The sequence below is a fragment of the Paenibacillus provencensis genome, assembly GCF_042678545.1.
Taxonomy (GTDB): Bacteria; Bacillota; Bacilli; order Paenibacillales; family Paenibacillaceae; genus Paenibacillus; species Paenibacillus provencensis.
Genome location: NZ_JBHTKX010000003.1, coordinates 316348 through 328301 on the forward strand (window position 1 = coordinate 316348; position 11954 = coordinate 328301).

The window sequence follows — 11954 nt, forward strand, 5'->3', positions numbered from 1 at the left end:
GGATGAAAAAGTTCAAAAAGTTCTTTAAATCCGGACTTGGTGTCCTAGGTACAGTCATTATCCTTATTCTTATCCTAACAGCCTTATTTGCGAGCTCTATTGCTCCTTACGATCCAAATATGCAGGACTATAACAAAATTCTGCAAGAGCCAAGCAGTGAGCATCTGTTCGGTACGGATGATCTTGGCCGGGACATCTTCTCCCGCGTCGTATACGGAGCGCAAATCTCCATCAAAGCAGCGCTGATGTCTGTAGCGATTGCCGTCTGCATCGGGGTACCGATCGGACTGCTCACCGGTTATTACCGGGGGTTCTGGGACGAGTGGGTCGTGATGCGGATTGTCGATTCGTTTCAAGCCTTTCCGTTTCTCATTCTGGCACTTGCACTCTCGGCGGTCCTTGGAGCTGGCTTCGGTAATGCGATGCTGGCGATTGGTATCGGCTTTGCCCCTACCTTTGTACGGATCACAAGAGGACAGGTGCTTAGCCTCCGCAACATGGAGTATGTGCATGCAGCCAAATCGGTGGGTGCGAAGGACGGGCGGATCATCTTCGGTCATATTTTACCCAATGCGCTGGGACCCATCATTATTCAGGCGACCTTGACGATGGCGAGCGGAATTCTGGCCGAAGCTTCCCTGTCTTATCTGGGACTGGGTGTGCAGCCGCCGACGCCATCATGGGGAAGTATGTTGAATCAGGCGCAAAGCCTGATGAGTGTAGCGCCTTACGCAACATTGTATCCGGGTCTGGCGATCTTCGTTGTTGTACTTGGATTTAACTTGCTTGGCGATGGATTGCAGCAGTTCCTTAATCCGCGCGCAAGGAAATAGAAAGGGGGGTCCGTAAACCATGACAACTATATTAGATGTACAACAGCTAAGAACGCGGTTTAAGACTGATTATGGACAAGTCGCGGTCGTTGATGGCGTGGACTTCTCCATAAATGAAGGAGAAACGCTTGGCGTCGTGGGCGAATCCGGCTGCGGCAAGAGCGTGACGAGCTTGTCCATCATGCGGCTCCTGGCAGGTAATGGAGCCTCAGAAGGACAAATTTTATTCAAAGGAAACAACCTGCTGGATATTTCGGAGAAACAAATGCAGAAGATCCGGGGTAACGATATCGCGATGATTTTTCAGGAGCCGATGACATCGCTTAATCCGCTTCAAACTGTCGGTCATCAGATCGAGGAGGCCGTGCTGCTGCACCGGAAGGTATCGAAGAAGGAAGCCAAAGAACGGGCAATTGAAATGCTGAAGGCCGTCGGTATGCCGCGTGCAGAAGAAATCTACGGCGAGTACCCTCATCAGCTCTCGGGCGGGATGCGGCAGCGGGTGATGATTGCCATGGCGATGTCCTGTGAGCCGAAGCTGATTATTGCGGACGAGCCTACGACGGCGCTTGACGTAACGATTCAGGCACAGATCCTGGAGCTGATGCAGAAAGTGAAGACAGAAACGAATACCTCCATCATGCTTATCACACATGATCTAGGTGTGGTAGCTGAGATGTGCGACCGGGTTATCGTCATGTATGCGGGACAGGTCGTGGAAGAAGCGGAGAAATTTGAGCTGTTCGAGAATCCGAAGCATCCGTACACGATTGGTCTGATGAATTCTATTCCAGAACTGACGGAAGAGGTGGAGTTCCTGGAGACCATTCCGGGCTCAGTTCCGCTGGCACATGAGATGCCGAAGGGCTGCCGCTTTGCTCCAAGATGCAGCAAGGTGATGCCGATCTGTCAGGAGCAGGAGCCTTCACTGTTCAAGCTGGACGGACAGAAGTGCCGCTGCTGGCTGTATGCGGAAGGGGATGAGTAAGATGGAACCAATATTACGTGTGAAAGGTCTCAAGCAGCACTTTCCAATTCATGCAGGAGCCTTCAATAAAGTCGTCGGACATGTCCGCGCCGTTGATGGAATAGACCTTGAAGTCTATCCCGGGGAAACGCTTGGCATCGTAGGGGAATCCGGCTGCGGTAAATCAACGACCGGCAGAACCATTATGAGATTGAACGAGCCGACAGAAGGGGAAGTTATCTTCGGCGGCAAGGACCTCGCGAAGCTGGGCAAAGAAGAGATGCGTAAGACAAGACGGGATATCCAGATGGTGTTCCAGGACCCGTTCGCCTCGCTCAATCCGCGAAAGACGATCCGTAAAATTTTGCTCGAATCCTTAGCGGTCCACAAGATAGGTACAGCAAAGGAACGGAATGAGACGGTGGAGAAGATTATTGAGATCGTCGGTTTGAAAAAGGAACACCTGGACCGTCATCCGCATGACTTCTCCGGCGGACAGCGCCAGCGGATCGGGATCGCTCGGGCACTTGTGCTGAATCCGAAGCTGATTATTGCCGATGAGCCGGTATCGGCTCTGGACGTTTCCATTCAATCACAGGTGCTGAATCTGCTCAAGAGCTTGAAACAGGATTTTGACCTTACCCTGATGTTTATCTCTCACGATCTGTCCGTCGTCAAGCATTTATGCGACCGGGTCGCCGTTATGTATCTTGGCCGAATTGTAGAGATTGCAGATAAGCGGAGCTTGTTTGCAAATCCGAGCCATCCGTATACCCAGGCACTCTTATCTGCGGTGCCACAGGCGAATCCAAGGCTGAAGAGAGAGCGTATCCTGCTGACTGGCGACTTGCCGAGTCCGGCAAATCCGCCGTCAGGCTGTACGTTCCATCCGCGCTGCCGCTTTTCGACAGAAGAATGTAAGACAACAGCGCCACAGCTAAGAGATATTGGCGCAGGGCATCAGGTGTCCTGTCATTATGCAGAGCAAATACTCGAGAGCCTGCGGGCCAAGGAGTCTCAAGGTGTTGTACACTAGTTCAATCTATCAAGGGGGAAATCATCCATGAAGACGTTCGACCCATTATCCTACCCATATACATCCCAGCGCAATGCAACCTACGCAAAGAACGGAATGGTGGCTACCTCACAGCCGCTCGCCGCACAGGCAGGGCTCGACATCCTGAAGCGTGGAGGCAATGCGATTGATGCAGCTATTGCAACAGCAGCCTGTCTTACCGTTGTTGAACCCACTTCGAATGGAATCGGCGGAGATGCATTTGCCATTGTCTGGACCAAAGGCGAGCTGCATGGCTTGAATGCAAGCGGACCTTCACCTGCGGGTATTTCCATTGAGGCAGTGAAGGAACAGGGACATGACAAGATGCCGACCTACGGCTGGCTTCCGGTCACCGTCCCTGGTACGCCATCGGCATGGAAGGCATTATCTGACCGTTTCGGCAAGCTGCCGCTGGCCGAAGTGCTGCAGCCTGCCATTGATTATGCGGAGAACGGATTTCCGCTGTCACCAACACTCGGATATTATTGGAATTTAGCTTATACCAAGTTCAAGGAGAAGCTGACTGGTTCTGAATATGCAGGGTGGTTTGAGACCTTTGCGCCGGAAGGAAGAGCTCCAGAGATCGGAGAGATCTGGAAATCGCCTGGACATGCGAAGACCCTTCGCGCTATTGCGGAGACAGGAGCAGAATCCTTCTACCGGGGAGAAATTGCCGATCAGATCGATGCCTTCTCCCGCGAGCATGGCGGTTTCCTTCGTAAAGAGGATTTGGCTGCTTATTATCCAGAATGGGTAGATCCGATCTCTGTGAACTACAAAGGCTATGACGTATGGGAGATTCCGCCGAACGGCCAAGGGCTTGTCGCTTTGCTTGCGCTTAACATGCTGAAGAAGGATGAGTTCACTGCACGTGATACCGTGGACACTCATCATCTGCAGATGGAGGCGATGAAGCTGGCCTTTACGGATGGGCTGAACTACATTACCCAGCCCGACAAAATGAGCGTGACCATAGAGGAGCTGCTGTCCGATGCTTATGCTGCAGACAGGAGAGCGCTGATCGGTGAAGAGGCGATTCAGCCGGAGCCGGGTAATCCAGCGAGAAGCGGTACCGTCTATCTGGCCGCTGCGGATGGCGAAGGCAATATGATCTCCTTCATCCAGAGCAACTACATGGGCTTCGGCTCCGGTGTTGTAGTTCCAGGTACAGGAATCGGTCTGCAGAACCGCGGACATTCCTTCTCACTGGATGAGACGCATGCCAACCGGCTCGAAGGCGGCAAAAAATCCTACCATACCATTATTCCAGGCTTCCTGACGAAAGATGGCAAGCCGGTCGGACCGTTTGGTGTCATGGGTGGATTCATGCAGCCGCAGGGTCATTTGCAGGTTGTGATGAACATGATTGACTTTAATCTGAACCCGCAGTCTGCACTGGATGCACCTCGCTGGCAGTGGATCGAAGGCAAGACGGTGGAGGTTGAACCAAACTTCCCGGATCATATTGCGCTCAGTCTGGCTAGAAAAGGTCATGATATCCGACGGGCGAACAGTACAGGCGGCTTTGGCCGAGGACAAATTATTGTGCGGGACAACGAAAATGGAGTGCTTGTAGGAGGTACGGATTACCGTACAGATGGCACCATTGCAGCTTGGTAATTATTTTTTCTTCTATATATAGAACTGCTGTATATATTTAATATTTGAATCCATTTCATAAATCATTTTACTGAATTAAACCTTAACCCGATGAATACTTCATTCGGTTAAGGTTTTTTTGGCGAGTAAAGGATGGGTATAGGTTAAACTTGTCTAATATATATCAGTAGGATGAATCTGTTGCATTTTGTTCAAATTTTGAGATAATTGGTCCCACATTGCTGTCTTGAATGGCCCGAGTGGGCTATTCAACATTTCAAGTCATTTAAGTTATGCTGATGTACATAAGGTCCATCCATTGAATACTCAACACAGAAAGGAACGATAATTATGAAAAAAGTCGTTTTAATGCTAGTCCTATTCCTACTGCTGATGCCAGGAGCGGCGTTTGCGCATACGCATCTTGAAAGCTCATTGCCTGCCGATGGGGAAGAAGTCACTGCAGAGCTGACAGAGGTTCAGCTGACATTCGAAGGACCGATTGAGCAGCTGAGTACGGTAGAAGTCGTAAGTGAGAATGGTGACAAGGTAGAACTGGCTTCTACTGAAGTCGAAGGGAATGTGCTTACAGGAGCAGCTAGTGCTCCATTTGCGAATGGCAATTACACAGCGAACTGGACGATAATCGGGGAAGATGGCCATGAGGTCAAAGGCAGCGTTGCTTTTACCGTAAATACACCTGAGACAGCGCCGGAAGCAGACACACCGCCTGCAGATGAGAATAACGGAGATACTCCTGTATCTAACGATGAACAAGGTACAGAGGAGCCTGCAGCGGATACAAGTACGGAGGCTCCCGCAGGGGAAGCAGCTGAGAATACTACAGAGGCAGCACAGCCTGAGACCGCATCCGGTGGAAACAATACAGGCATCTGGATCGCTATCGTAGTGGTCATCGTTATTGCGGGCGTTTATGTAGCGATGCGTAAGAGAGGTAAAAAATAAACATGTCTTTCCTGAGCGATGGACTATTATATATCTGCTATGCATTTCTAATGGGGAGCCTACTGGTGCAGCTTGCACCGGCAGGCTCTAAGCCGCTGGTAGAGATTCCGCGCTGGACAGTAAATTTGAGTATCGTTGGCATCATCCTGCTCGCGTCTGCTCCTCTCCTGCAGATTATTGTAAGATTTGGGCCAAGCATCGGTTATGGTCAAGCGATATCGACTGTATTGTTTACTTTCAAAGAGGGCAGAGCCTATTTAATTGTCGTCGGATTATGTATCCTGCTTCTGCTTCAATTTCTGTTGTTCAAGAACTCGCTGCAGGAGAATAAGGTGCTGTATCCATCGGTACTGATTACGATTTGTATCATTGCCATCTTCGGATGGTCCAGCCATCTGGGAGCGATTGCGGGGCTAGCAGGAGCGGCAATACAGTTTCTGCATATGCTCGGTGTAGCGGTATGGGTTGGTGTTCTGCTTGTGATCGCCTGGTTTACGCAAGAGGCGAGGAACTGGACGGCATTCCTGAAGTGGTACACACCTGTAGCCATTGGCGGTGTGCTCATGATCCTGGTCTCCGGTCTCATGACCATGTCATACACGACGCCGGAGTATGTGAACTCCTGGATGCTATCCTATGGTCAAGCGCTGCTAATGAAGCATCTGCTGTTCATTCCGCTGATCGTGTTCGGTTTTTGCAACGGATTCATCTATAAGCACAAATTAAAGTCGAACCCTGGCTTTAATCCAATCCCTTGGCTTAGAGCGGAAGCCATTATTGTGCTTCTCGTCTTTGGCTTCACGGCATTTATGAAGCTGCAGGCACCTCCGCATGAAGTGGCGGAGACGCTTAAATACAATGAGCCGTCAGCTATGTTTACACTGCTGCATCCGGAGGCGAGTCTTCCTCTATCCATGAGCTTTACCGCTTGGGCCATCATCCCCGTGGTAATCGCGCTGCTCAGCCTTGGATACATCGTATACTCGTTCCGAGGGAATAGATTAAGACCGGGCAGCTCCCTGATTGCAGGACTTGTATTTGTATTGAGCGGCTATGCCGCAGTTATGCTATGTGTGCAATAAAAATCAAAAGAAACAATCAGCAGCCCTTTTCGTCAGAAACAGGTGTACATCCATGAGATGAATAACACTGTTGAACGAAAGGGGTTTTTTTATGAAGGAATTGAGGAGGAACAGAAGAATATAATGCTTCAACGCTCGACAAAGAGGAGGCAGTTAGGGTTGCAAAGATCAATCAATATACATAATGATACCGTCTTGCCGATAGAGGACAAGCTTGAACAGCTGCATATGTGCCTGATCCGCAGCTACGCAAACGAACAAATTGAAATTGCTTCTGTTAGATGTGAAGAGTTCGGTTATAAGACTCCGAATTTCACGACGGGTGGAATATATCATTTGCATGGTTCAGCTATGATTAATCACACTGTGCATGCATGGTCACTCGTATTAAAGGTGATTCAGCAAGCCAGCTCGGAAAAGGATAATCCCCAGCATCACAATTACTGGCGCAGAGAAGCTCTCATCTATGAAGCGGAGCTGCTCAGCTCACTTCCTGATGAGATCTATGCCCCCAAAGGATACTTCGTTGAAGAACAGAAGGATGGAACCATATGGATCTGGATGGAATACCTCGAAGGCACACCGCCTTCATCCCAAGCCCAGTTTGAATACGTTGCCAGGCTGCTGGGCAGATTTAATGCAGCTTACTTGGCGGGATCAAGAGAATTGCCAGATCAGTCATGGCTATGCAGAAGCTGGCTTGGATCATGGACAACAGCCAGCAGGCAGTATGCACCAGCACCTGATACATATAGGCAGTACATTCAGACAGCTCGTCAGAAGCAGATTTGGACTTGGTTTCAGAAGCTTACAGATCATCTCGATTACCATCTAGATTCCTTGAAGCGCCTGCCGCGTGTGTTAGCTCATCAAGATTTAAGCCCTATGAATATGTTCTTAACTGATCATCATCTCTCACTGATCGATTGGCAATTCATGAGTATTTCCGGAACAGGAGAGGACCTCGGTAAGATGTTTGGCGTTAGTATGAGCCTGGGTGCTATTCCAGTGAAGGAATATAGGGTATATCGAGAGTTTCTATTTGATGCGTACCTGGGTGGTATGCGTGATGTAGACTGGCAGGGAGATGAACGATGGGCGAGGTATGGTTATTGTTTAAGTACATCCTTAAGAAGCTTGTGGGAGGTGCCTCAGTACTTCTCCTTAATTGCTCGTCAGAAGTCAGGTTTGGATTCCGAGACATATCAGAGAATATTCCAGCTTGGGGAGATCATTACGATTCATATGGAAATGGCTAGTGAGGCAGAATCACTCAGAGGTTACATACCGTAATATTAGACAACCTCTCCTCTTGTTTACAAATGAATGAGAGCAGATATAATTATATTCATGGAACCTATAACGATTCATAAAGTGTTATCGAATGAGACGCGTCGGGAGATTCTGGAGTGGCTTAAGAACCCGGAAATGCATTTCGGTGAGAAGTATCATCGTCCGCCTAACGGAGATGTATCAAAGGGTGTATGTGTTGGCGATATTCAAGCGAAGGCCGGACTTGCGCAATCTGTTATATCAAGCTATCTCCTTGCAATGCAGAAGGCCGGGCTGCTCATATCGGAACGAGTGGGACAGTGGACGTATTATAGACGCAATGAAGATGTCATTAAACAATTTTGTGAAGAGCTGACAAACAACTTATAAAGAAAGGAGTTCTTCGTTCTATATAATCTAGAATTTTCGATATATAGATTTCTGCGGTTGCATTTTTAATATGGAGAATTACGAAAATGACGAATTCTATCCTTTCACGAAAATATGTTATAATGGGCCGGATAAAGAGAGGATGTGAGGTAACATGGTGCGTTTTGGAATTATCGGAACGAATAAGATCACGGTTCAATTTATTGAAGCGGCATCGACTCTTCCTGATTTTAAGCTGACAGCAGTCTATTCGCGTACAGAGGAGAGAGGACGGGAATTCGCTGAACAGTATGGTGCGGAGCATATATTTACCGATCTTGAAGAAATGGCTCAAAGCGACGTGCTGGATGCGGTATACATAGCAAGTCCGAATTCGTATCACAGTAAGCAGGCGGTTCTCTTGATGCAGCACGGTAAGCATATTTTGTGTGAGAAGCCGGTGGCATCAAACAGCAAAGAGCTTGCAGATATGATTACTGCGGCTAAGGCCAACAAGGTTGTGCTTATGGAAGCTATGAAATCAACGCTTATGCCAGGGTTCAAGGCGATGCAGGAGCATATTCTCAAGCTTGGACAAGTACGTAAATATATAGTGAACTACTGTCAGTATTCATCTCGCTATGATGCCTACAAGCAAGGGGATATTCAGAATGCATTCAAGCCTGAGTTCTCAAATGGCTCACTAATGGATATTGGGATCTACTGCATCTATCCCATGGTGGTATTGTTCGGACAGCCGGAGAATGTCAAAGCGACGAGTGTTATGCTGGAATCGGGAGTAGATGGCGAAGGCAGCATCGTGCTTCAATACAAAGACATGGAGGGTGTGATCAGCTATTCGAAGATCACCAATTCCTATTTGCCCTCGGAGATCCAAGGTGAAGAGGGCAGCATGATCATTGATCATATTAATGTACCCGGAGCGGTAACCGTACGATATAGAAATGGTGACTCCTTGCAAATATCGGGTCCAGATGATGCACCCGCCATGAAGTATGAAGCGGCAGAGTTTATCAGGCTCATTCGCAGCGGTGAACTGGAATCGGCGAATAATTCTCACCAGCATTCCAGCATAACAATGGAGATTATGGATACAGTCCGCAAGCAGATTGGACTCGTTTATCCCGCTGATCGCTGAGGATAGACTGTTAAACCAAAAAACCCGGAACGCGAGCATCCTCTGCGTTGCCGGGTTAATCTTAATTTAGAGCAACAAGAGAATCGTTAAGTAACTCCGTTGCTTGCTCTGGTGAAACATTCCGAGCATAAATGAGCTCGCTGATCACGAGCTTTCGGGCATTGTTCAGCATGTTTTTGTCCGTCCATCCCAAAGTTTTGCGAGTCATCAGTTTGCTTAGATCACGGATAACTTGAATCTCCATACAAATGTCTCCGGTTTTCAGTTTGCCGAGCATCATTTGTTGCCTTGTGTTCGGATTCGAGGGGATCTCTTCGCATTCTTCTTGGAAAATAGCTTTAGCCAGCATCAATGTTGCTTCATCACTGATGCAGCGAATTCCGAGTGAATCTATTTTCGCTACAGGTATGCTTACATTCATTAAAGGGTGGTCAATGTGAACCTCAAAATACCACTGTTTCTCACCGAGAAATTCTTTCTCTTCTAAAGAATGAATAAAACCTGCGCCGTACATTGGATAAAAAACAATATCTCCCACTTGATACATAAATAAAGGCCCCTTTTCTCTAAGATCTAAAGATGTTAACTTTTAATGGAGTGAAAGCATCAACAATCATAATCGTAACGGCAGCTAGGCGCGATTAAGATCGATGATTATCTTATCCTCCAACAACTTTGCTTGAGACTTGGAGCTTAATTTAAAGAATACCGAGGCATCTCTGTTTCTATTATAGCATAGCTATGTTTTCTTGATGGCGCAGGAAAATGACGGGAGACTATAGCTGAGCATATTTAACTTAATAAAAATCCGGGCCCAGGTCATATTCGACCTGGGCCCGGATTGGATACTGCTATAACTTATCTAAATTTAAAGTGTTGCGTTTGTTTTGTTGTTCTCTACGGACAACTGCTCTGGATAACCGTAAGTTCCGTGCTCACTCATATCCAGACCGATCAATTCTTCCTCTTCCGATACACGAATTCCGATCGTTTTCTTCATTACCCAGAGAATTGCATAGGATACGATGAAAGCGTATAGTCCACAAGCGATAACGCCCATAGCTTGAACGCCTAGCTGACCGAAGCCGCCGCCGTAGAAGAGACCCGCATTACCAACACCCAGCTTCTCAACGAGCTCTGGCGTTGCGAAGAAACCAGTGGAGAGTGTTCCCCAGATCCCTGCCGTACCATGAGCGGAAAGTGCTGCAATGGGATCGTCGATGCCAAGGTTCTCAAACATACGGATACTGAAGAATACGAGGACACCAGCGATAAGACCGATCACAATCGCTGCCCAAGAATCTACATAAGCACAAGATGCAGTAATAGCAACGAGACCAGCAAGAGTACCGTTCAGCATCATGGATACATCCGCTTTACCCATAACAGCCCAAGCGATCAGAAGAGCGGCTACCGCACCGGCTGCTGCGCCGAGCTGAGTATTGATAGCGACATAACCGAAGAAGTTTCCATCTTCAACTGTAATCGTACTGCCTGCGTTAAATCCAAACCAGCCTACCCACAGAATCATAACACCGAGTGTAGTGAAGACTTGGTTATGACCAGGCATATTGAGAGGTTTGCGATCTTTATTATATTTACCGATACGTGGTTTGAGCAGAAGTGTGGCTGCAAGCGCCGCACAAGCACCCGTCAAATGGACAACGGTAGATCCGGCGAAGTCTTGATCCCCGTGATCTGCGAGCCAGCCGCCGCCCCAGATCCAGTGAGCGATAACCGGATATACAAGGATTGAGAACAGTGCTGCAAAGATCAAGTAAGCGGAAAGCTTAGCTCTCTCTGCGAAGCCGCCCCATGCGATGGACATTGAGACTGCTGCAAAAGCCAATTGGAAGATGAACATAACGGTTGGTGCTACGGTGCTGTCAGCCGGAACCTCCGGTTCATTAAAGAAGAAGTAATCTCCCCAGCCGATTAAAGAATTACCTTGACCACCAAAAATAAGTGCATATCCTACTGCCCAGAATACTACGGACACAATACCTACTGTAAAGATCGTTTTACCTGCGACGTGCCCGGCATTCTTCATCCGAGTCGATCCTGCTTCGAGCAAGATAAATCCGCCTTGCATGAACAGTACAAGAATAGCTCCTAGCATTACCCATATGCTGTTAATTCCGATTTCCATCTGATTCACTCCTTGTGTATGATGTGTGATGCGCCCCTTCTTACTTCTTAACATCCGTTACTTCAACCTTAATCTGTAAATCACAACCTTCGAAATAGCCTAGTCGCTTCAGAATAGAGCTGAGTGTCGAAATAACCTTGTTTCGTGAAATCACTCTATTCAGCTGCAAAGGTAATGACTTGGCCGTTGAGACACGGACAACCTGTACTCGCCTGGATCAGAACGTTTACGTATTCTACAAAAAGATGAAGCAGAGTATGAAACATTATTGATCAACCAGCCAGTTAGTTACCAATGAATCTCAGAAGATTTAAGGTTCCTTATTTAAAGGCTCTGACCGTATTTTAGGTGCAAAAGCACTTGTTGTCAATATATCTAACATAAGATCTTTTGAATTTTCTTCTTTTTTCATAAAATTTGCATATTCATTTGCACTTTATCACCTAGTTAGTAAGAATGACATGCGAATACACTGTATAATCCCTACTTTGGTTAGCGTTT

General features: G+C 47.7%; 11 protein-coding genes. 9 read left to right on the forward strand and 2 right to left on the reverse strand.

The features are described from left to right. Positions 1 to 2 precede the first annotated feature (2 nt). The 9 genes from ACFQ3J_RS20165 to ACFQ3J_RS20205 all read left to right on the forward strand — a co-directional run bounded on the left by ACFQ3J_RS20165 (position 3) and on the right by ACFQ3J_RS20205 (position 9304). On the forward strand, positions 3 to 833 hold the full coding sequence (locus ACFQ3J_RS20165) for an ABC transporter permease (protein WP_251583830.1): 831 nt from the start codon (positions 3 to 5) through the stop codon (positions 831 to 833). A 19-nt stretch (positions 834 to 852) separates the two neighbouring features. Then, positions 853 to 1821, forward strand: a complete 969-nt coding sequence (locus ACFQ3J_RS20170; RefSeq protein WP_091159663.1) for an ABC transporter ATP-binding protein — start codon at positions 853 to 855, stop codon at positions 1819 to 1821. A gap of 1 nt (position 1822) precedes the next feature. Continuing rightward, positions 1823 to 2836, forward strand: coding sequence for an ABC transporter ATP-binding protein (locus ACFQ3J_RS20175; RefSeq protein ID WP_251583831.1), 1014 nt, complete (start codon positions 1823 to 1825; stop codon positions 2834 to 2836). 27 nt (positions 2837 to 2863) lie between these two features. After that, positions 2864 to 4477, forward strand: a complete 1614-nt coding sequence (locus ACFQ3J_RS20180) for a gamma-glutamyltransferase family protein (protein WP_251583832.1) — start codon at positions 2864 to 2866, stop codon at positions 4475 to 4477. Between the two features lie 330 nt (positions 4478 to 4807). Continuing rightward, complete coding sequence (locus tag ACFQ3J_RS20185; RefSeq protein WP_251583833.1) at positions 4808 to 5422, forward strand: copper resistance CopC family protein; 615 nt, start codon at positions 4808 to 4810, stop codon at positions 5420 to 5422. Between the two features lie 2 nt (positions 5423 to 5424). Then, positions 5425 to 6504 carry a copper resistance D family protein gene (locus ACFQ3J_RS20190; protein WP_251583834.1) on the forward strand — a complete coding sequence of 360 codons (1080 nt, stop codon included), beginning with the start codon at positions 5425 to 5427 and terminating at the stop codon, positions 6502 to 6504. 159 nt (positions 6505 to 6663) lie between these two features. Continuing rightward, a complete protein-coding gene (locus tag ACFQ3J_RS20195; protein ID WP_251583835.1) occupies positions 6664 to 7797 on the forward strand; it encodes a phosphotransferase in 1134 nt (377 codons plus the stop codon). Between the two features lie 57 nt (positions 7798 to 7854). After that, on the forward strand, positions 7855 to 8166 hold the full coding sequence (locus ACFQ3J_RS20200) for an ArsR/SmtB family transcription factor (protein WP_091159673.1): 312 nt from the start codon (positions 7855 to 7857) through the stop codon (positions 8164 to 8166). A gap of 154 nt (positions 8167 to 8320) precedes the next feature. Further along, positions 8321 to 9304 (forward strand): Gfo/Idh/MocA family protein, encoded by a 984-nt coding sequence (locus ACFQ3J_RS20205; RefSeq protein ID WP_251583836.1) that lies wholly within the window; start codon positions 8321 to 8323, stop codon positions 9302 to 9304. Positions 9305 to 9365: 61 nt separating this feature from the next. Here ACFQ3J_RS20205 and ACFQ3J_RS20210 read toward each other — a convergent pair whose 3' ends face one another. Beyond that, complete coding sequence (locus ACFQ3J_RS20210; protein WP_251583837.1) at positions 9366 to 9851, reverse strand: CarD family transcriptional regulator; 486 nt, start codon at positions 9849 to 9851, stop codon at positions 9366 to 9368. Between the two features lie 321 nt (positions 9852 to 10172). Further along, positions 10173 to 11453 (reverse strand): ammonium transporter, encoded by a 1281-nt coding sequence (locus ACFQ3J_RS20215; protein ID WP_091159677.1) that lies wholly within the window; start codon positions 11451 to 11453, stop codon positions 10173 to 10175. Between the last annotated feature and the right edge of the window lie 501 nt (positions 11454 to 11954).